A 20,329-nucleotide genomic window follows, 5' to 3' on the forward strand; every position below is an offset into this window, starting at 1 on the left:
CTAAAATCGTGTGAGTGATACATCCTAAATCAATGAATATTCCCTGCTACAATTACTCTGATTATCGTTGTTATACGAATTAATTTACACCTCCAGATAAGCACCGTGCGCCACAAGCATCTCCTGCAAGCTCTTATAATCCACCTGCTGCACTGGAACTCCTTCCCGGACAGCCAGCGCCGCCGCCGTACCGCCCGCCTGCCCGATTGCGCCTACCGTCGGTGTAGTCCGCACAGCCGCCTGGGCTTCAAAGGTAGCCGAGAGGCATCGTCCGACCACGATCAGGTTGTCGATCTCGCTGGTGATCAGGCAGCGGTAAGGGATGCCGTACATCGCGCCCCACTCCAGATGATCCGTTGCCGTTCCTTCGCCGTCCGGGCTGTGAATATCAATCGGATACCCGGAGTGGGCAATCACATCCTCGAAGGGCTTCACGGAGAGAATATCCTGCGCAGTCAGTGTATACACTCCTTTGATCTGACGGGAGCCGCGTACGCCGATGGACGGGCCTGTGGAGACGACCACTGATTCTTCAAAGCCGGGAATATACTTTTTCAGAAAAAGCTCCAGCTCCCGGCACTGCTTGCGGCCCTCAATCTCGGCCTCGCTGAGGCTCCACGGGTCTGTGCTGTCCTTGCCGAGAATGCGCGTTGTATTCATGATAATCTCACCGGGATTGCTCGTCTCGAAGAATAGCACATCCTCTCTCGGAATACTGATCTCACCGCGCGCCTTCGCTTCACGGAATTGCTTGTCGAAGCCGACGACAGAGAGTCTGGCCGCCGAGTCCATCACCGTAATATCCAGATTCATGCGCGGAAAGTCCTCACGGTGCTCCCGGATATACGCCTTGATCTTCTCCGTGTCCACTCCCCTCATCTTCATCTTTAGGGTCATCGGCTGCGACTGCTCGTCGGATTCGCGCCCTTTGGTGAACGGGACGCCGGACCAGGCCGCCAGATCACCATCCCCCGTAGCATCAATGAATACATCCGCCGAGACCCTGCTAAGCCCGGCTTTATTGCACAAGGTTAGCGATGTAATGCGTCTGCCGGAGACTTCAGCACCGGCCAGCATCGTATGATACAGCACCTCGCCTCCGCTCTCCTGCAGCATCAGATCCAGCTCGTATTTCATCGCTTCGGCATCGAACGGTGTCACCGAATAGGTGTAATTCGTCGCATCCGGGATATGCCCCGGCGATTTGCCGAGCGCCCGGAGCCGCTGAATCAGCTCATCGGTGATTCCCTGGATAGCCTGCTTATCCCCCGCGTGAAAAGTCATCATCGGTCCTACGCCCGCAGCAGTCAGGGTCCCGCCCAGGAACCCCCCCGCCTCGATAATCAGCGTCCGGGCGCCTGCTCTTGCTGCTGCGATAGCCGCGATGGAGCCGGACACCCCGCCTCCCGCCACAATCACTTCATATTTCCGCATCCTTGCTCCTCCTTCTTCTTCTAAAGTGAACGGTTACATTACTGCTGCTCCCTGTATTGCGTTGGGGTGCAGCCGGTATAGTCCTTGAATACCGCCATGAAATGCTTCGAGCTTAGGTAGCCGGATAATTTGGCAACCTCATAGATTTTGAGATTCGTCTCCTTCAGCAGCTGCTTGGCCCGGTTCATCCGGCACCGGGAGACATAATCCGTAAAGTTCTGTCCGGTCTCCGTCTTGAACAGCACCGACAGGTACTGGTGATTCAGATGCACCTGCTCCGCCATATATTGCAGCGAAATTTCCTGATCCAGCCGCTGGGCCACCAATTCTTTCACTTTACGGATCAGTTGCCTGCCCTTCTGGTCGGTCTCCCCCTCTTCCGGCTGGCCAGGCAGAGCATTCCGGGCTCCATGCTTGCGCTTGAACTCCCCTAAGGCCTGGGCCAGCTCCGTGCGGTCAACCGGCTTCAGGAGATAGTCGCTGATGCCGTATTTGATGGCCTGCTTTGCATATTCGAAGTCGGCATACCCGCTCAGAATCAGGATATACAATTCAGGGTACTGGTCACGAACCCGCCGGATCATTTCCAGGCCGTTCATTTCATTCATCCGTATATCCGAGATCAGGACATCAGGCTTCACACTCTTGAGTGCCTCCAGTGCAATTCTTCCGTTCTCTGCCTCACCCACCACCTGAAAGCCGCCGATGACCTCCTCAATCAAATGCTTGAGGCCCGCACGGATCAGGGCTTCATCCTCAACCAGAAACAGCTTGTGCAACCCTATCCCTCCAAATACAGCATCTGGCCGCCGCTGCGCTTCGCCAGGCTTCTGAGGCTCATTCCTGGTGAAACGCTTACAGTACCAGTATAAAATTTGAGCACCTTCAATGAAACGGTCCTCATTCGAGAAAAGGTATGAAATTTCGAGATGTATCCGCTTGCGCTCCGCAAGATATGAAACCGGATGCCCTTCACGCCTGTAGTACGGCGGAAATGACATCCGGTTCTGCTTGCTTGTATATACACAGCCCGCTTCTGGCCTGGCTGATTACAGGCTTTGCGCTGTGCTGTTATCATACAGCGCAATCAATTCATCGAATGATGAGATAATGACATCCGAGCCCTTCAGCTCATCCTGCCGCCCGAAGCCGGCATAGGCGCAGCCGATAACGGTCTGTCCGTTGCCCTTGCCCGCCTGTACATCGGAGGAACGGTCCCCGACCATCCAGGCGCTGCCGATCTTGTGATTGTCCAGCAGCAGGCCGAGCAGCTCGGTCTTCGTTGCCGTGCCCGAGCCGCCCGCGCTGTACAGCCCCTCGAACAGGTCCTTCAGTTCGTGCACGACTACGATGCTATGGATGTAATCCTCTAGCCCGTTGCTGGCTACGAACAGCTTCACTCCGCGCGCGTGCAGCGCACGCAGCGTCTCGACTACCTTAGGGTACAGGACTGTCCCTCCGGCCTCCAGCCCCTCAATCTCCAGCTGCAGGAGCAGTTCATCCGCCCGGCGGTGTACCGCCTCATCCGCTTCCGGCATTACGTTCTTCCAGATATCCGCAAGCAGCATGCCTAGACTGCCCAGAATGCGCTCCTCCGGCGGAGTCGGGCCGGAATGCAGGCCTTCTTCCCGCAGAATATCAAACATTTTATGATAGGCGGGCAATAACAGGCTCTCTGTCTGAAACAGCGTACCATCCATATCAAATACGATGGCTTCCGGCTGGCTTAAGTTCGGCAGCGGTCTGTTCCCCGCCTGTGTCTGTTCTTCGTTGCTCATGAGGTGAATCATCCCTTCCCAATTGTTCTTCGGTCACACGCCCTAATGATATAGGAAGCAGCAGATGTTGTCTACGAACCCCTAATTACAGAAAGGGACCGCAGTGCAAACACATAGCGTGCTTACACTGCGGTCCCTTCTGTTCATACTGCCTACTGCCTCAGAGCCTTAACTTATACGTTGTCGAAGCTTGAGATCAGTTCATCAAGAACATCTTTGCTGACCATTTTACCCTTGAAGTTGATCAGGTTCTCGGAGCTTCCGGAGAAGATGCAAGTAGGTTCATATTTTCTGAGAATGATCTTTTCGCCGTCCACAAAAATTTCGAGCGGATCCTTTATGTCAATTCCCATTGTTCTGCGCAGCTCAATCGGAATCACAATACGTCCCAGTTCATCTACTTTTCTTACTATGCCAGTTGCTTTCATCATTATGCATCCTCCCTTGAAATAACACTTGGATCATCATTGCGTGTTAAAAGCTATCAAAGCTTCTAATAAGTAGAAATGATTACTCTATAATTGCATTGTAAAGTGCTATTTCTTTCCTGTCAATTTTATTTCTACATCTTTTGATATTTATCGACAAAAAATTCGACAAAGTTTAGAGTTTTTTCGACAAAACTATAACCGAAACCGTTTTATATCCATTTTATTCTTTTCATTCAATTTTTGCCCGTAATGCTGTAGGGGTATGGTTGAAGCAGTTCTCCCCTTAACTTACGGCTGCTCCTTAGGAACTATGCTCTTCCTTTACTTGACAAGAAAGATATACAATCTATATATTTTACGTAATATACTATATTGGAGTGTTTCCATGAGCAAAGAAGCTGAGAAAGAGCAAGCCGTCTATACCGTCATGGAGCATATGGCCAGCGTGCAGCAGAAGTCACAGGCGTTCATAGACCGGATTACGAAAAAAGGGTCACTCTCGCAGAATCAGATCATGCTGTTGTTCCTGCTGCAGCTCACCGGCTCGCTTAACATTACGGATATCTCAGAGCGGCTAGTCATTACGCCGGGAGCCGCTTCGTTCATGTGCGATAAGCTGGAGGATCTGGGATACATCGAGAGAGTGCGCACGAAGGAAGACCGCAGAGTCGTCAATATTGTTCTCACCGGATCAGGCAAGCAGCACATCCTTTCTCTCTTCGACACCTTTGCATTGACTGACCTTGACAACATATCGGCAGCCCTGCAGAGGATCGATGAGCTGATGGGCGGAATGTTACAGTAGCATCAACGGCTATCCTTTAAGCACAGACTGCATTTCCCATCGGGGAGTGCAGTTTTTTTGTTGAAGAACATCTATTGATTAAATATTTCATTTAATATATATTATAGTTACTAAAATAGTATAAAACGGCGGTGAATGAACCTATGCCTGCACTGAACCCGACACCTGCGGCCAATACACCTCTTAAAATCAACGGCTCCCGGATCTGCCGGGGGGATATGAACGCCTCCCAAGTGGAGGTGCTGGGCCACCTGCATGTCAGCGGGAGCTTAACCACAGCACGCCTGAGGCTTAGAGGAGAATGCTCCATAGGGGTATCTTGCAATACGCAGGAGCTCAGCAGCTTCGGCAGTCTGCGCGTTCCTGAACTCAGGGGCGTGAGCATCACGGCCAATGGATACCTGTCTGTTACCGGTGAGGTTGCCGCAGAAGAATTCAAAGCTGAGGGCTGCGTACGTATAGACCGCTTGTCCTGCACGGGAACCATCCGCATCAAGCCGGGGGCCTTGTGCAAGATCAGGCACATGACCTCAGAAGGTGATATTATCGTGTCGCCCTCCTCCAGGCTGCTCCCTATTCCGCTGAGCCCTTTCCGCAAGCTGCGCTGCGGGATCATTGAAGGGGCTGACCTTACCCTATACCGGACGCAGGCAGACCTTGTGTGCGGACAGAATGTTACGCTCGGGCCGGGATGCTCCATCCGGGAGATCCGTTACCGGGAGACGCTGACGATTCATCCACATTCCCAGGTAGGCAAGATTATTCAGATGAATACATAACGATGGAGGTACTCGACATGAAATCTTCTTCTGGTGCAATGCCTATACTGCTGAACTATCTGGCAAAAGGATTCGTCATCCTCTTTGCATTGCCCGTGCTGGGCGTCTGGGTGGCCGGGAGCCTCATCTGTGCCATCATCGCTCCGATAGCCGGCTTGCTGCGGACCTTCGGAGTCAGTGCCATAGGGATGAATCTGACCCCGTCCTATTCGGTCCCGGTCTTTCTCAGCTTGCCCTTCAGCCTAGTTCTCGCTTTCCTCCTTCTCTTATCCTTTTATTACACCCGCCGTTTGCTGCTGAAAAGCCTAAGCTTCATCAGGTAGCCAAATCACCCTTACGGGTGAATAAGATTACTTGCGTACCAGCAAATGTATGCTGTTTTCCGCATACATTCGGGCCACTTGCCTGCGCGCCAGCAAATGTATGCTGTTTTTCGCATACATTCGGGCCACATGCCTGCGTACCAGCAAATGTATGCTGTTTTTCGCATACATTCGGGCCACAAGCCTGCGCGTCAGCAAATGTATGCTGTTTTTCGCATACATTCGGGCCACAAGCCTGCGCGCCAGCAAATGTATGCTGTTTTTCTCATACATTCGGGCCACATGCCTGCGTGCCAGCAAATGTATGCTGTTTTTCGCATACATTCGGGCCACTTGCCTGCGTACCAGCAAATGTATGCTGTTTTTCGCATACATTCGGGCCACAAGCCTGCGCGCCAGCAAATGTATGCTGTTTTTCACATACATTCGGGCCATGCGCCTGCGTGCCAGCAAATGTATGCTGTTTTTCGCATACATTCGGGCCATGCGCCTATGTGCCACTTATCCACATCAGAAGAAAATCATAATTTCCTAAACAAGTAGCAAAAAAGGGGTATTTCAGCAGCCATTCTCCGGTGCAGAAATACCCCTGTTTGTATGCGAATCACTCCGTATCAGCTGTTCAGCCTCTTCCAGATGTGCGAAGCTGTCCCTATGAACGAAGCTCAAAGAGCCTGGCAATCTTGCCAGCGGGCAGCGTAACGGTCAAGCTGCCTTTCACAGCGTCCCAGCCCCACTTCGACCCGTGCGCCTCAGGATACGCACACCGGGCCTCCGCCTCGCGGCCCCTCAGCTCAGGAACGGGCAGCGTAACCGCAGCCGCTTCTCCGGCAATCCGCCATACAGCAATATAGCGGATGTCTCCATGACGGAGGCCGAAGCTGACCCATTCCCCTCCACTGTCAGGCAGACCGAGCGGCCAGAAGGCGAAGGCTTGCGGAATACAGGCGCGGATAGACTTGTAATAATCCAGCGCCTCCTTCACCAGCGCCCGGCGTCTTGGCGTCAGCTCGGCCAGATGGCCGCTCTGATGAACGCGAAGCAGCAGCGAGTTAACCATATTGAAGATGACCTCTTCATCGTCACCCTCGCGCAGCGGATACGACCAGACCGCCGATTGCTCGGGAGTCAGTGCAGCCGGAGAGCCTGCAGCAATGGCAGCATACTTCACATAATCCTCCTGGTCACTGGTAGACTGGATGCTGTGGCGGCTGAGCATGGCGTAATCCATCCGCATCCCGCCGCTGGAGCAGTTCTCGATGACGAGCTGCGGATAACGGGCGAAGATGCTGTCCAGCCAGGCCAGATAAGCGCGGTTATGCTGCAATAGACCGTCCCCGAAGCTGTCCGCCGCCGTCTCCGTGCCAATGCCTGCATTGATATTATAGTCCATCTTGATATACCCGGCGCCGTATTCCCCGACCAGCCGGGCAATCACGCTGTCGGCATGCTTAATAACCGCAGGATTACGGTAATCGAGCTGATAGCGGCTGCGGTCCTTGACCCGCTTGCCGTGGCGCATGAAGAACCAGCTGTCATCGGTCTCCGCAAGCTTCGGGCTGTTGATGCCCATCACCTCCAGCTCCAGCCACAGGCCGGGGATCATCCCCTTGCTGCGGATCACATCCAGCACGTATTTGATGCCTTCCGGGAAGCGTTCAGCCGAAGGCTCCCATTCCCCGACCCCGTCCCACCACTCGCCGGGAGCATACCAGCCCGCGTCGATGCAGAAGTATTCACAGCCGACTTCGGCAGCAGCAGCAATCAGCGGCAGCAACTTCTCCGTTGTAGGGCTTCCCCACAGGCAGTTCATGTAGTCGTTGAAAATCACCCGCAGCAGCTCATTATCCTCATTCGGTCTGCGGATCAGCCGTCGGTATGCGGTAAGCTGCTCTGCCGCCTCTCCGAACCCGCCCTCTACTACACCTGCGGCCACCGGCACGGAGGTGAATGCTTCGCCGGGGGCGAGCCTCCGCCACCAGTGATTGTCATGCTCCGTAGGCCCGCTGACCAGCAGCGTAAGCTGATCTGCCTGATCTGTCAGCTCCCAGTGCCAGGAGCCGTTATGTTCAATCTGCCAGAACAGGCTGCTTCTGCTCTCCTTGTTGCGCAGCACGGCCATTGGCAACAGCTCAGCCGCCGACCAGGAGCCGGTATTGCTGGCGGCAACCCGCTTCGAGCCACGATCGGCGAGATGGGACATGCCCAGCTCGGGCAGGCTGTAGCTTTTCCACTGCAGCTCACTCTGCCACCCGCTGTGAGCAATACTCACTTCGATTTTGTCATTGCGGTCTCCGCTGCCCTCTTTGTCCACCCCAGTGAGTGCGAATGAAGAGATATACTCCACAGCCGCTTCCGCACCGCCTTCATTTCGAACCACTGTCCAGGAACGGACAATCTGCACACCAGTATAGAACTGATAATGCTGTACTGCCTTCACACCCGTCAGCGGGTCAGCCAGCGTAAGCTCCAGCTTCCGTCCCAGCGGATTCACCGTGTCCCTGTGCCCGTCATACACCATGCGCAATCCCGGATAAGATGCACGGTGCGTCCGCCCGTGATATTCCGCCCGGTCTTCCCCCGACAGCTGCAGCTCCAGCAGCCGGAAGCTTGCCTTGTGCTGGTCTTCTATGCTCCCTGCTTCCAGCGGCGCTGCGCCAAAATGCAGCAGCCGCACATCCTGCTCCGCTGTAATTTCTATTGTAAGATAAAGCCCGTTCTCGGCTATGTCTATTAGCCTGCTCTGCATATCTGATTTACCCTCCTTATAAAGGATGTTGTCCTTGCTTTCCTGGTTTCCTCTTTTTCTGCCTCCCCTGATTAGGAGACCTTCTCTTCTATTCGTAACTCCTTATTTCCCTGCGTTTCTCGTGTAAGTGGCGAAGTAACGGAGGGAGGTTTGGAATTGGAGGAGCGGCAGCGACCGCCTTTATGTTTGGATTTCTACTGCGGCCAGCAGTTTAAATCGGGAAATCCAAACATAACAGCGGCCGGAAATCCAAAGCTCCTGCAGTTACGTCCAGCCACTCCCCCCTCCCCCGCCGAATAATCCGTGTTACATAGAAAGATGGCCTCTCAGCAATCCTCAGAGGCCATCTTTAATCCTTAATTTTATTCCGCAGACCCGAATTGAATCCAGGCCTTCTGAATTTCATCCATCGCCTGATCCTTCGTCTTGCTGCCGCCGATATAAGCCTGCATCAGCTCACCGAATTTCTGGTGGAACGTATCCAGCGAGTAGTTGACCGACAGGTCGCCGGATTTCTCCGTCTTCAGGATTTCTTCCATTTCCTTAGGCATTTGCAGGTCAGGCATCGGCGCATCCTTGATTGGAGGAATGACCTTGGCTACGTTAGAGAACCAGCTCTTCCCGTAGTCGGAAGTATACAGCCAGTTGAAGAACTCAATCGTCTCTGCCGCTACCGCAGAATCCTTGTTGATCCGCAGTGCCTGGTCAGCACCAGTGATGATCTGGGACTGCTCCGGTTTGTCACTGACAGGATACCCGGCGATGCCGAGGTCAAAGTCAGGGGTGATTTTCTTAATCGCTTCTTCATCCCACGCGCCTTTACCGGTCATGAAGGCTGTTTTGCCCAGAGCAAAATCACTGACCTCAGCATTGCTGTCGCGTTCAAGCGGCTTGTCTGTTCCGTGTTTAACCGTTGTATCAATGAAGCTGAAGAAGTTATCGCTCAGCACCGGATGATCCTTGAAGGTCGTCTTCCCGGCGATGAAGTCCGCTACAAGCGTCTTGGCATCCGTTCCGGCATCGGTCGCTGCGGCGTCTACGAAGTGCTGGAAGATATGCTTCCATACCCACCACTCTTTGTAGGCGTTGGCGAAGGGGGTGATGCCCTTGGCTTCAAGCTTGGTAATCGCATCGTCCATTTCAGCAGTTGTCTTAGGCACTTCAGTGATGCCGGCATCGGCCAGCAGCTTCTTGTTGTACATCAGGACGAACAGGTTGCCCTTCACCGGCAGTCCGAGGACTTTGCCATCGGTAGAGCTCATGTTGGAGCGGACGGCATCCGTCATCGCTGCGGCCAGCGGTTCATTGGTAAGATCGGCACTGTATTCGGCAAAAGTATCGATATCCCCGCCCGCCGTGGTCTGGAACACATCCGGTGTGCTGCCGGCGGCAATTTTGGACTTCAGCACCGTATTGTAGTCTGCCTGCATGATTTCCAGATTGATCGTAACATTCGGCTTAACCTTCTTGTATTCCGCAATATAAGCATTGAAGGCATCCGTGTATTCGGGAGAGGCGGTGAACATATTAATCGTGACGGGCTTAGCAGAATCCGTTGGTGTATTGCCTGAACCTGCTGCTCCACCCGTGTTGTTAGCGGCATTATTGGTGTTATTTCCGCCGCAGCCGGCCAGCAGTCCGCCCACCAGCAGCAGACTCGCAGATAATGCCATGAATCGTTTTAACATGATGTTGCCCCCTTTTTCCTTATGCATCTTGTGGTCTTGCTCATCATTCTAAATAAAAAGAAAAAGGATAAGAATGTACATAAGTGAACTGATGAGGGTAAAAAAGTGTCCATGTAACCGTTTCACTTTTCTACCCCTGGCAGCTGCAGCCGGAATTCAGAAGGGGAGCAATCATAGTAATTGCGGAAAGCCTTGCTGAAATAGTTCTTGTCCTTGTATCCCAGCATTTCAGAGATATCCTGAATTTTGAGGGCAGGGTCGCGTAGCAGCGCTTTGGCCTTGTCCATCCTTACCTTTTGCACATACTCGTGAATGCCGTAGCCGTATTGTCCCTTGAACAGCTTCATCAGATACTCTCTGCTGAGGAAATATTGTTCCGTGAACATCGATATTTTAATGTCCTCGAAATAATGGTTATCAATATACGCCTTAATATTCTCCAGCACGCTGCTGCGGTCTCCGGCCACTGTCCGGCTGATCTCGCCCGCATAACGGTCGAAGATATTGTTAAGCACGCCCGCAAACTGCTCAAAGGAAGAGAAGTCGCTGAGGATGCCCAGAGATGCCAGGCTGCTGTCCTTCCCGCTGCGGATCTGCGGCGGCATGGCATCCAGCTGGGCAGCAATCTCGCCCAGCAGCAAGAGAAAGCCCTGCAGGGTCCGGTCCGCTTCCCCGAGCGTGAACCCTTCCGTCTCCTGGCAGTTGCGGATGAATTCGCTGAGGATGCTGCGGGCATGATTCACATTCCCGCCCTCCAGCGCACTGCGGATCTGCGGCATCCGCCCGGTCAGGGAGGGAATATCCTTCGCTGCGGGATTCATCACGATGCCCTGCACAATCAGACTGCCCCTCAGGCTGAGCAGGTCAATCGTATCCAGTGATGCTTTGGCCTGCTCATAAGAAGCGGCAATGCTGAGCGAATCACTGTAAGGCTCCCCGATTCCGCCTGCACAGATGATCCCGAACAGCTCCTTCAAGGTAGAGGCTGCTTTCTTCATATGGTGCAGCGACAGGAAGGCTGCATCCGCTTCATACCCGCCCTTCATGGTGAAGATGGCAATGAACTCGCGCTCCCCCTTGGGGCTGGCGAAGCTGAACGACTCGAACTGCCCGTCCGTGTTCTCGTTCATCACATTCGTTACGGCAAAATGCAGCAGATCCCGGTCCCCATGGAATCTTTCCTTACGCACCTGCTCCAGATTAAGCATCCGCAGCAGGCCGACAGCGAAGTGGCTGGCCGCCCCGTCCGCCCCGATCAGCGGGAGAAAAGCCTCATTGGACTGGGTCTTGAAGCTCCGGTCAATGATGGACAGATACATCTTCTCCTTCAGCTTCGGCAGCGACATATTGAGTGTAATATTGCGGCTTATGAACTCGCTCTCCCGCTTCCGCTTGGCCTCCAGCACCCCCACCGCCTTGCGCAGCGCATGGTTAAGATCTGTGCGGTTCACCGGCTTCAGCAGGTAATCCACCACCTTCGAGCGGATGGCCTGGCGCGTATACTCGAAATCATTATAGCCGCTGATCACAATCAGCAGCAGGTCCGGGAATTCCTGCTCGGCAATCTGCAGCAGCTCGGCTCCGCTCAGCTCCGGCATTTTCATATCCACCAGCACCAGATCGAACCGCTCACGGCGCAGCAGCTCAAGTCCCGCCTTCCCGTCTGTCGCCTCCCGCACCTCGCTGACCCCGAGACCCTCCCAATCCCCCAGAATGTGAATCGCTTCGCGCAGCGGCTCCTCATCATCAATAATCAGCACTCTATACATGTTGTCCTACTCCTCCCCGCGGCAGCCGCATATCCATTCGTGTTCCCTGCTCTGTGCTATGAATGACCAGACCCGACTCTTCTCCATACAAAAGCTTCAGCCGGGTATTCAGATTCTTCAGCCCGATACTCTCCATACCGTCCTCTTCGGCCGTGTCCGCTGCCCGGTCCTCCCACTGCATCTGAAGGGAGCTCAGCACCTGCTCCAGCCGTTCTCCGCTGATGCCCGGACCATCGTCCAGCACAGAGATGACGCTGTGTGTGCCGGTGATACGCGCCTCAATGGTGATGGTAACCGTACTCGATACCTTTTCCAGCGCATGCTTGATGCAGTTCTCCACCAGTGTCTGGATCGACAGCTTGGGAATCCGCAGCTCCATCAGGCTCTCATCCCAGTCGTACACCACCTGCATCCGGCTCCCGAACCGCGCCTTCTGCAGCGCCAGATACCGCTCAATATGCCGCAGCTCCTCCCTTGCCTGCACAACATCCTTGCCGCTAATGCAGTAGCGCAGGGTCAGGGCCAGGTTGTCCACCATCTCGACAATATCGTCATTGTTGTTCTTGAGTGCCTTGGTAGAGATCGCCTGGAGCGCATTGTACAGGAAATGGGGATTAATTTCAGCCTCCAGGGCCTTAAGGACGGCGTTCTTTTCAACGATTTTCATTTTATAGCGTTCATTGATCAGCTCATTCGTCTTCTCAACCATCTTGTTGAAATGGCGCGACAGGTAGGCGATCTCATCCTTGCCTGCAACATAAGCCTGCGCATCGAAGCTCCCGGTACTGAACCGCTGCATCTGGAGCGACAGATTCTTCAGCGGATGGGTAATCCGGTTCGAGGTGAAGCTGACCAGCACCACAGAGACGATCAGGAACAGCAGGCCAATCGCCACACTTAACGTACGCGTCGTTGTAGCTGCTTCATAGATTTGAGTGTAGGGAATCGGCTTGACGAGCTTCCAGCCCTCCTTTTGGCTGATATCATAGATTACCAGGTACTTCTGCCCCTGATCAGACCAGGTTACGCGCCCCTTCTGCTCCGGTGTCAGCAGCTTCGCCAGTCCCGCCTCCTTGCTCTCCCGGTAGAATTCCTTGTCATCCACCTTGAAAGGCTCCCCGTCCGGGCTGATATACATCAGATGCTCTCCGGTGCTGAACGGGATATCCCGCATAATCTCATCGGTCACAGAAGCGTTCAAATATAGCGATAATACCGCCTGCGGCTCGCGTGACACGATGGAGCGGATCAGCCGGTGGTAGCCCATGAACACATTGTTATGGTTAACAGGGTAATCGGCGCTGTTCACGCTGGCCGTCTGCTCCTCCACGAACGACTGATAGGAACGGTTATACGGACTCTTCAGCGCCCGCTTATACCACGGCAGGTCATCAATAGGCGGATGCTCGGATACCCGGACGGTGATGTTATAGTTCTCCTTGGTGACATAATAATATTTCTGCTCCTTGATTACATAGAGATATACAGCCTCCAGATCATTGCGCGAAAAATACAAATTCCGCAGATAATCCTCCACGTACATCCGGGAGCTGTAATCTTCTGATTCATGCAGAAGCGCATAATTGAACTCATCGTAGGAGATCTGCGGCAGAGACAATTGCTCAACCCCGCTCAGGTAGCTCTCCAGATTCCGTCCGACCAGGAGCAGGTTATTGCCCGTACTGGCAATGCTGTTATCGACCGATTCCCGCTGCAGCATGCTATAGGATATGTAGGTGAGTGAACTGACCACCAGGATGATAATAATCGTAAACAACAGAATCAGCTTGTTAGCCAGACGGCGGGATACCCGCGCAAGCAGTGGCTCTATCAGCTTACTCCACACTTTTCTCATGATGCTCTCCGCTCTCCCCGCTGCCGGTTTGGGGACTTTTCCGGCCTCCGCAGTCCGTTCACCTTTTTACCCTTAACTGTACTCTTAAATCCATTTTTGACGATCCGGGTCTGCTCTATAATACACAATATAGACTAACCGGAATGGTTAAGTGTGGCAAGCCAGGCCTAATACTCCCACCCTATAACTCAAGAAGAGGTGCATCCATGTTAAAAACACTCGGAAAACAATGGCGCGAGAAATTCGAATTCGGTATCTTTACTCTCCCGGTTCTGATCTGTATCGCTGTTGCCTTCTATATCCCCTTCGCCATGACCATCCGCTATTCGATGACCAAATGGAACGGGATCTCCAAGCACCCCAAGTTCGTCGGGCTGGATAATTTCAAGCAGATCTTCTCGGGCGATACCAACTTCTCCGATGCCGCCTGGTTCACGATTAAATATGCAGTACTCTACATTGTCATAGTCAATGTGCTGGCGATTCTGCTGGCCGTGCTGCTGGACATGAAGCTGAGAAGCACCTCCTGGCTGAGAGCGGCCTTCTTCATCCCTTATATCCTCAGTCTGGTCATTGTCGGCTTCATCTGGAAGTTCATCTTCATGCAGGGCTTCAACTCGCTGGGCGAGAGTACCGGCTGGGCAATCTTCGACTTAAGCTGGCTCGGGACACCGGGACTGGCCTTCATCTCCATCCTGGGTGTATCCATCTGGCAGTCGATCGGGTTCTATCTGGTCATCTACATTGCCGGTCTGCAGTCTGTGCCTGAGGATCTCAAGGAAGCCGCTACAGTAGACGGTGCCGGACCGATGAGACGATTCTTCAGCATTACGCTGCCGCTGCTTGCCCCATCGATCACGATCTCTGTGTTCATGGCGCTCACCAATTCAATCAAGGTGTTCGACGTCATCCTGTCGCTGACCGGCGGCGGTCCCGGCGGAACTACTTACAGTATTGCTTATGATATCTACAGGGATACGTTCCAGAACAATCTGTACGGCTACGGCACGGCGAAAGCGCTTATCCTGTTCCTGGCTGTGCTTGTCGTGACGATCATCCAGCTGACCGTCTTCAAACGGAGAGAGGTAGAGGCCTAATGACAACCAAACACAACAAGGCAGGCAAGATCATCCTGGAGGTTATTCTGGTCCTCTTGTCTCTGCTGTTCCTGTATCCGCTGTTTCTAACCATAATCAATTCGCTCAAAAGCTTCGGCGAGGTCATGACCGATGTCATCGCCCTCCCGCAGAAGCTGACCTTCAGCAACTACTCCTACGTCTGGGAGTTCATCAACTATCCGCGGCTGTTCCTGAACAACTTCATCATTACCGGTGTCGGCCTGCTCGGTATTGTATTCATCTCCTCCATCGCCGCCTATAAGCTGGCCCGGACCAAAACCAGATGGAGCGGTGTCCTGTACTTCCTGTGCATTATGCCGATGCTGATCCCGTTCCAGTCGATCATGCTGACGGTCCTCCAGACCGCCAAGAATCTCAACCTGTCGGAGAGCACCTGGGGACTGGGTCTCCTGTATTGGGGCTTCGGCGCTCCGCTGGCGGTGTTCATCTATCACGGCTTCGTGAAGGGTATCCCGACAGAGATTGACGAGAGTGCGACGATTGACGGCGCTTCCGGCTTCCGCCTGTTCTTCAGCGTGATCTTCCCGCTGCTGAAATCGGTCACCACGACCATTATCATCATCGATGTCATGTGGATCTGGAATGACTTCCTGCTCCCGCTATTGATGGTCAATGGTTCGCCGGAGACGAAGACGTTAACGCTGGCGGCTTATACCTTCGTGGGCCAATATACTTCGGACTGGCAGTATGCCATGACCGCTATGGTAATGGCAGTGCTTCCATCGATCGTGGTATTCATCTTCCTGCAGAAATACATTGTGAAGGGCGTTGTAGCTGGGGCGGTTAAGGGGTGACGCTAACCTGCGCCTCTCCCTTCTCTTTTACCAGCTGGAAATAAAGAAAGGCACGGCCTGAGCAAATTTGCTTGGGCCGTGCCTGTTTCAGTTTTGATTACGGGTCTAATCGTCACTGCGGTGATTTTGGACTTCCGGCCGCTGTTAGGTTTGGATTTCCCGATTCAAACTGCTGGCCGCAGTAGAAATCCAAACCTAAAGGCGGACGCTATTCGCTCCTCCAGTTCCAAAATCCCCTCCGCTCCTTCACCCTTGAATCGTTTTATAAAACAATAAGTAGTTCACAACCAAATTCAAAAAAATTTCCAACCAACTTAAAAATTAGACGTTCGCAGTCACTTCTGAATTAGCAAAATCTACGCACCACCTGCCACCCATCCCGGATTCCCCCAGGAGATGCGGACTCAGATGACCTTATTTCGCTGATATTGCCCTGTTTTTCGCGCCTGCGGACTCAGAAGCACTTATTTTGCAATTTCGGGCCCGCAATGACTGCAAATAAGCAGCTTAAGGTCTTCTGAGTCCGCAAGTTCGGCGAATCCAGCCCTTTCAGGACTAATAAGGGCCTCCCAGTCCGCATAGAACCGCGAAGTACCGCACCAGCCTCCCTGCGAAAGCAATGGGGCGATGTCCATGGGACGATGGTCGACGGGAGCAGAGGGTCCATGGGACGATGAAGTTACTTAGTTACTTCTTTACCGTCTAAGCCCGATCCGGTACACCGGCGTAGCGGTCACACTATGGAACACGGCAACGGCTTCGCCCTCGAATACCTTCTCCACAGCCATGGCGGCATCGTCGGCCAGCTTAACAGCACCTGTCCGGCGAGGTGTCGTTTCCAGAACGATCTCGCCCCGGCGCAGTTCCTCCCGGAACCGGGATAGGCCGATCTCCCACGGCAAGCCGTTATAGAAATGGTCGTGGAACAGCTTCCCGGCAGCGAAGGCATAGCCCACATTCCCTGTATAATCAATGCTCAGCAGGACTTCTTCCGTGCTCTCCAGGATTTCCTCAGGTAACTGGAGGACAACCTTGTGGTCCTGAATCCGGCGCATCGTAACCGTGATTTCCTTCTGCGGTACCTGTACCTCATAAGCCTGGAACCAGCCATCCTGTCGTCCGCTGACCGTAGCATCAGCCTGTGCCGTATTCCACTGCGTTGCCGTCTCTGCTCCGCCTGTGTATTCACGGAATGTGAATGCATGATGTCCCTGGCTGATGAATTCAATTCCGCCTACGGTCTGAACCGGAGGAGCCGGTGAGAAGATGATGCGGCTGCAGCCGTTCTCCTCAAGCTCCCACAGGGTCGCGGCTTCAGAGGCACTCATTGCGTAGATACGGACTTCTCTGGCTCCCTCCCGCCGGATCACAATCATAGAAGATTGGTGATGCGGAATCAGTACACTATAGCCGCCATTCTCTGCTACGTCCCCGGTCTCCGCGCTCACCTCCAGAATACCGGCATCTGCGTCAATCTGGAACTCAGCGTCGACACCCTCTGGCATAGAGAAGAAGTAGGTGGCTGCTTCCTCCGTTTCAATAGCCGTAACAGGCTGGGCCGTAGCTGCCTTAAGATTAAGACCATCCAGCGCGAAGTTGAACGGCAGCAGGAAGGAAGCCTTGGGCTGAACCGTCAGCTTGCTGCGCTGCGGGAAGCGAAGCGTCTCCTCTCCCAGTTCTACCGCAAACACAACCTCCTCGTGCGTATCCATCTCCACATGGTCCTGATAATTATTGACGAACAGGAAGCCAGCCTTGCCGTCCGTGCGGACTGCATAACGCAGTGTGTGCGCATCCTCCGGCGTAACTGCTTCTGCCCCTTCAGGAAGCACAGTTGCCATCGGTGCAAGCCGGTCTGCGAACCGGCGCAGGAAATAATGAAGCGGACGAAGCAGGTGATTCGACTCACGGATCTGGCCGAATTCACCAATTGGCGCCTGGAAATCATAGGTCAGCTTCGGCGTAGTGCTCTCATTCAGGTATCCCGTTCTTCCCACCGGATTGGTTCCGCCATGGAACATATAATACCCGATGAAGTTGCAGCCTCCGGCAAGCTTCATTAAGGTCATGGCGATGACACTTTCCGGCTCCACCTGGAACCGGGACAGATACCAGGTCTGCATCCCGCCGCCCATCTCACAGCAGGCGAACGGGTATTTCGTCCGCGCATACGGCGGATTGAATTCGCCGCCCGGCGCCTTGTCATCATGGAAGTTCACGAATACGTATTCCGGCGTCGGCTTCTGGACCTGATTCGGGTCACTGATGCTCCACGGAGTATAGGCATACCCTCCGTAGAGCGGAAGCACCTCATCCTCCAGGAACGGCGCCTCGCCCCAGCCCGTGCTGGTATAGATAGGAGCGATCAGACCGGAATCCACCGCATACTGCTTAAGCAGACGCATATGCTCAGATCCCGCTTCACCGCTCGCTCCGCCGCTGAGATACTCGTCACCCTGCTTGGCGGTCTCTTCCCAGAGAGCGGCCGCAGCATTCAGCTCATTCTCCAGCTGAATCCCGATCACCGGTCCGCCATCCTTGAACATCAGCCCATCGGCCTGATTGCCGATCTCCTTGAACAGGCGGTTCACATACTTCAGGTAGCCCTCGTCATTGGATCGCACATCGAATTCCCGGCCGAACAGCCAGTCCGGCAGTCCGCCGTTACGGACCTCGCCATGACAGAACGGACCGACACGCAGGATGACGTATAGGCCATTATCCCGGCACAGCTCCACAAATCTCCGGAGATTGCGGTTGCCTGCCCATTCGAACGCTCCTTCCACCTCTTCATGATGATTCCAGAAGATATAGGTCGCCACCACATTGATGCCGGACAGCTTCATCTTGGCGATTTCACTCCCCCAATCCGCTTCGGGATACCGTGAATAATGGAATTCCCCGCAGATGGCGAAATAAGGCTTGCCGCTGATCTCCATATAATAATTCGTGAAGCGGATCTCATCCCCTTGGGGATTGCTCCCGCCCAGCCGCAGGGTGGACGGGTAGATCTCTTTGGCGGCCCTTAGGGCCTGTATCGTATATTTCATGAGAATTGCTCCTTTGCAATATTGTATACTCCGTGTACAACCTATACTTATATTTTCACAAAAACTGCCCCAAAGCTATTGCTTTGGAGCAGCCCGTAAGCTTATTCTGTTATTTTTGCGCTGCAAGGAAAGCATCGATTTGTTTCTGCATTTCAGTCTGCACCTTATCCAGACCAGCTGATTTAAGCTGCTTGATCAGGTCTGCCTGGCCTTTCGCCAGATCATCGATTAAGCCGTATTCCAGCGGAATCGCATAACGCAGCATTACGTTACCGATGTTAGCCACTTCGTTCTTCACTGGCGTAGTGTCGAAGACGAAGGTTTCCAGCGGGAAGTGATAGATGCTGGACTGCCAAGTGTTGAACATATCGTCCGCTTCCTTAGGATACGCTGCATCCTGACGGTTCAACGGGGAGTTCCAGCCCCAGTTCGAGAAGCCCGTGTAGTTAGCGGCAGCAGGACCTGCGGTGAACTTCTTGTCACCTTCCGGATTGTAGTTGCTTCCGGCGATGCCGTACATAGTCAAGTCGTGAATTTCCTTGTCATTCTGCAGCAGATCGAGCAGCATCAGTGCGCGCTCAGGATTCTTGGAGGTTGCATGAACCGACATCCCATTCTGCGTCGAGATCGCAGCAATTTTCTTCTTGTCCGGCGTAAGGTCGGCAATGCCCAGCTCCACATCCGGTTTGTCACGGCGCATTTCAGCCAGGTTAGCAGCTACAGTACCCAGATTGTGTGCATAGGAGGATACCTTGCCTGCTTTCACATCCTGCCATACATCGTTTTTGTTGCTGACTACGTTCTTCGACCACGCACCGTTATCGGCCAGGTCTTTGTAATATTGAAGCAGGGAAGTGAATTCCGGTGTGTCATAGATATTGAAGACTTTACCGGATGCATCATCCAGCTTGTACGCCAGCGGCAGCAGACTTGCATCTACCAGGTTGAAGTTGTTGTTCTGCTCCAGCAGCGTCTGATCCAGCTCATGGAATTTCCAGCCGTCCGCCGGCTTGGCTCCATAGGCAGTAATCCCTTTTTCGTCCTTGGCAATCGCCTTCAGGTAAGTCGCGTACGATTCAGGGCTGTTGATTTCCGGCAAGTTATGCTTTTTGCGCAGATCCTCACGGTACAGCACCACTTTGTCGGTAACTTCAACATTGTTGTTAGGAACCATGTAGAGCTTGCCGTCCACCTTGGCTTGTTGCCAGTTCACTTTCGGCATCGCTTCCCAGGTCTGTGGCATGTATTTGGTCAGCATATCATCCGTTAGCTCCAGGAATCCGCCCTTCAGCGCCTGATCGTTATAGAAGGCCCAGTTCGCTGTATATACGAGATCGAAGTCTTCATTCGCTGCGAATTTCAGCGGGTATTTCTGGGTCCAGTCAGACCAGTCGAGGAATTCGGTTTCTACAGTAGCATTGATTTTTTCCTTGAGCTTGGTGTTCAGCTCTCCGAAGACCTTGTCATAATCCCCGGGCTGTGGCCCAAGCAGAATCATTTTGAGCTTCACTTCTTTGGAGGTGTCCGGAGCGCCGGAATTTGTTGCGCCTTCCGATGCCGCCGGAGCCTTAGTGGCCTCCGCTCCTGTGTTAGCGTTATTATTGCCGCCGCAGGCACTGAGGACCGTCCCTAATGCCATCATCGTTGCAAGCGTTACTGTAAGTTTCTTTTTCTTGTTCATCATGACTTGTATTTCCCCCTTAAGTAATAGTTGCTTAAGTCTTTTATTGATAAC

Annotated in this window: 16 protein-coding genes; 5 read left to right on the forward strand and 11 right to left on the reverse strand. The window is 53.5% G+C overall.

What is annotated here, in order from left to right:
- Positions 1 to 84: 84 nt before the first annotated feature.
- The 4 genes from NSS64_RS18750 to NSS64_RS18765 form a co-directional block, all read right to left on the reverse strand.
- Positions 85 to 1,434, reverse strand: coding sequence for an FAD-dependent oxidoreductase (locus NSS64_RS18750; protein WP_341141109.1), 1,350 nt, complete (start codon positions 1,432 to 1,434; stop codon positions 85 to 87).
- Positions 1,435 to 1,472: 38 nt separating this feature from the next.
- A complete protein-coding gene (locus NSS64_RS18755) occupies positions 1,473 to 2,213 on the reverse strand; it encodes a response regulator transcription factor (RefSeq protein ID WP_341141110.1) in 741 nt (246 codons plus the stop codon).
- 270 nt (positions 2,214 to 2,483) lie between these two features.
- Positions 2,484 to 3,212 (reverse strand): HAD family hydrolase, encoded by a 729-nt coding sequence (locus NSS64_RS18760; protein WP_341141111.1) that lies wholly within the window; start codon positions 3,210 to 3,212, stop codon positions 2,484 to 2,486.
- A 173-nt stretch (positions 3,213 to 3,385) separates the two neighbouring features.
- A complete protein-coding gene (locus NSS64_RS18765) occupies positions 3,386 to 3,643 on the reverse strand; it encodes an AbrB/MazE/SpoVT family DNA-binding domain-containing protein (protein WP_036721536.1) in 258 nt (85 codons plus the stop codon).
- Positions 3,644 to 4,028: 385 nt separating this feature from the next.
- On the opposite strand from NSS64_RS18765, the gene NSS64_RS18770 reads away from it, so the two are divergent.
- The 3 genes from NSS64_RS18770 to NSS64_RS18780 all read left to right on the forward strand — a co-directional run bounded on the left by NSS64_RS18770 (position 4,029) and on the right by NSS64_RS18780 (position 5,550).
- On the forward strand, positions 4,029 to 4,448 hold the full coding sequence (locus NSS64_RS18770) for a MarR family winged helix-turn-helix transcriptional regulator (protein ID WP_341141112.1): 420 nt from the start codon (positions 4,029 to 4,031) through the stop codon (positions 4,446 to 4,448).
- Positions 4,449 to 4,591: 143 nt separating this feature from the next.
- The gene (locus tag NSS64_RS18775; protein ID WP_341141113.1) at positions 4,592 to 5,227 is read left to right on the forward strand and encodes a hypothetical protein; all 636 of its coding nucleotides are present in this window, start codon (positions 4,592 to 4,594) and stop codon (positions 5,225 to 5,227) included.
- A gap of 17 nt (positions 5,228 to 5,244) precedes the next feature.
- Positions 5,245 to 5,550 (forward strand): hypothetical protein, encoded by a 306-nt coding sequence (locus NSS64_RS18780; protein WP_341141114.1) that lies wholly within the window; start codon positions 5,245 to 5,247, stop codon positions 5,548 to 5,550.
- A 27-nt stretch (positions 5,551 to 5,577) separates the two neighbouring features.
- On the opposite strand, the gene NSS64_RS18785 is transcribed toward NSS64_RS18780, so the two are convergent.
- From NSS64_RS18785 to NSS64_RS18805, 5 genes are all read right to left on the reverse strand, one after another.
- Positions 5,578 to 6,027 carry a hypothetical protein gene (locus tag NSS64_RS18785; RefSeq protein ID WP_341141115.1) on the reverse strand — a complete coding sequence of 150 codons (450 nt, stop codon included), beginning with the start codon at positions 6,025 to 6,027 and terminating at the stop codon, positions 5,578 to 5,580.
- A gap of 175 nt (positions 6,028 to 6,202) precedes the next feature.
- On the reverse strand, positions 6,203 to 8,299 hold the full coding sequence (locus tag NSS64_RS18790) for a glycoside hydrolase family 36 protein (protein ID WP_341141116.1): 2,097 nt from the start codon (positions 8,297 to 8,299) through the stop codon (positions 6,203 to 6,205).
- A 362-nt stretch (positions 8,300 to 8,661) separates the two neighbouring features.
- Complete coding sequence (locus NSS64_RS18795; RefSeq protein ID WP_076079030.1) at positions 8,662 to 9,987, reverse strand: ABC transporter substrate-binding protein; 1,326 nt, start codon at positions 9,985 to 9,987, stop codon at positions 8,662 to 8,664.
- Between the two features lie 122 nt (positions 9,988 to 10,109).
- Positions 10,110 to 11,756 carry a response regulator transcription factor gene (locus tag NSS64_RS18800; protein WP_340942308.1) on the reverse strand — a complete coding sequence of 549 codons (1,647 nt, stop codon included), beginning with the start codon at positions 11,754 to 11,756 and terminating at the stop codon, positions 10,110 to 10,112.
- Positions 11,749 to 13,611 (reverse strand): cache domain-containing sensor histidine kinase, encoded by a 1,863-nt coding sequence (locus tag NSS64_RS18805; RefSeq protein WP_341141117.1) that lies wholly within the window; start codon positions 13,609 to 13,611, stop codon positions 11,749 to 11,751. The genes NSS64_RS18800 and NSS64_RS18805 overlap by 8 nt, the downstream gene beginning before the upstream one ends.
- Before the next feature lie 206 nt (positions 13,612 to 13,817).
- Here NSS64_RS18805 and NSS64_RS18810 point away from each other — a divergent pair, with 206 nt between their 5' ends.
- Positions 13,818 to 14,708, forward strand: coding sequence for a carbohydrate ABC transporter permease (locus tag NSS64_RS18810; protein WP_340942311.1), 891 nt, complete (start codon positions 13,818 to 13,820; stop codon positions 14,706 to 14,708).
- Positions 14,708 to 15,544 carry a carbohydrate ABC transporter permease gene (locus NSS64_RS18815; protein WP_341141118.1) on the forward strand — a complete coding sequence of 279 codons (837 nt, stop codon included), beginning with the start codon at positions 14,708 to 14,710 and terminating at the stop codon, positions 15,542 to 15,544. The genes NSS64_RS18810 and NSS64_RS18815 overlap by 1 nt, the downstream gene beginning before the upstream one ends.
- A 695-nt stretch (positions 15,545 to 16,239) precedes the next feature.
- On the opposite strand, the gene NSS64_RS18820 is transcribed toward NSS64_RS18815, so the two are convergent.
- Positions 16,240 to 18,594 (reverse strand): beta-galactosidase, encoded by a 2,355-nt coding sequence (locus NSS64_RS18820; protein ID WP_341141119.1) that lies wholly within the window; start codon positions 18,592 to 18,594, stop codon positions 16,240 to 16,242.
- A gap of 109 nt (positions 18,595 to 18,703) precedes the next feature.
- Positions 18,704 to 20,275 carry a DUF3502 domain-containing protein gene (locus NSS64_RS18825; protein WP_445667842.1) on the reverse strand — a complete coding sequence of 524 codons (1,572 nt, stop codon included), beginning with the start codon at positions 20,273 to 20,275 and terminating at the stop codon, positions 18,704 to 18,706.
- Between the last annotated feature and the right edge of the window lie 54 nt (positions 20,276 to 20,329).

It is taken from the genome of Paenibacillus sp. FSL H8-0122 (assembly GCF_038005345.1).
In the GTDB taxonomy this organism is placed as follows: Bacteria; Bacillota; Bacilli; order Paenibacillales; family Paenibacillaceae; genus Paenibacillus_AQ.

What these genes read in the sequence shown, in the direction of transcription:
- NSS64_RS18750 (WP_341141109.1), bottom strand. Translation starts at nt 1,434, where the DNA reads ATGCGGAAATATGAAGTGATTGTGGCGGGAGGCGGGGTGTCCGGCTCC.
- NSS64_RS18760 (WP_341141111.1), bottom strand. Translation starts at nt 3,212, where the DNA reads ATGAGCAACGAAGAACAGACACAGGCGGGGAACAGACCGCTGCCGAAC.
- NSS64_RS18765 (WP_036721536.1), bottom strand. Translation starts at nt 3,643, where the DNA reads ATGATGAAAGCAACTGGCATAGTAAGAAAAGTAGATGAACTGGGACGT.
- NSS64_RS18770 (WP_341141112.1), top strand. Translation starts at nt 4,029, where the DNA reads ATGAGCAAAGAAGCTGAGAAAGAGCAAGCCGTCTATACCGTCATGGAG.
- NSS64_RS18775 (WP_341141113.1), top strand. Translation starts at nt 4,592, where the DNA reads ATGCCTGCACTGAACCCGACACCTGCGGCCAATACACCTCTTAAAATC.
- NSS64_RS18780 (WP_341141114.1), top strand. Translation starts at nt 5,245, where the DNA reads ATGAAATCTTCTTCTGGTGCAATGCCTATACTGCTGAACTATCTGGCA.
- NSS64_RS18785 (WP_341141115.1), bottom strand. Translation starts at nt 6,027, where the DNA reads ATGTATGCGAAAAACAGCATACATTTGCTGGCACGCAGGCGCATGGCC.
- NSS64_RS18790 (WP_341141116.1), bottom strand. Translation starts at nt 8,299, where the DNA reads ATGCAGAGCAGGCTAATAGACATAGCCGAGAACGGGCTTTATCTTACA.
- NSS64_RS18795 (WP_076079030.1), bottom strand. Translation starts at nt 9,987, where the DNA reads ATGTTAAAACGATTCATGGCATTATCTGCGAGTCTGCTGCTGGTGGGC.
- NSS64_RS18800 (WP_340942308.1), bottom strand. Translation starts at nt 11,756, where the DNA reads ATGTATAGAGTGCTGATTATTGATGATGAGGAGCCGCTGCGCGAAGCG.
- NSS64_RS18805 (WP_341141117.1), bottom strand. Translation starts at nt 13,611, where the DNA reads ATGAGAAAAGTGTGGAGTAAGCTGATAGAGCCACTGCTTGCGCGGGTA.
- NSS64_RS18810 (WP_340942311.1), top strand. Translation starts at nt 13,818, where the DNA reads ATGTTAAAAACACTCGGAAAACAATGGCGCGAGAAATTCGAATTCGGT.
- NSS64_RS18815 (WP_341141118.1), top strand. Translation starts at nt 14,708, where the DNA reads ATGACAACCAAACACAACAAGGCAGGCAAGATCATCCTGGAGGTTATT.
- NSS64_RS18820 (WP_341141119.1), bottom strand. Translation starts at nt 18,594, where the DNA reads ATGAAATATACGATACAGGCCCTAAGGGCCGCCAAAGAGATCTACCCG.
- NSS64_RS18825 (WP_445667842.1), bottom strand. Translation starts at nt 20,275, where the DNA reads ATGAACAAGAAAAAGAAACTTACAGTAACGCTTGCAACGATGATGGCA.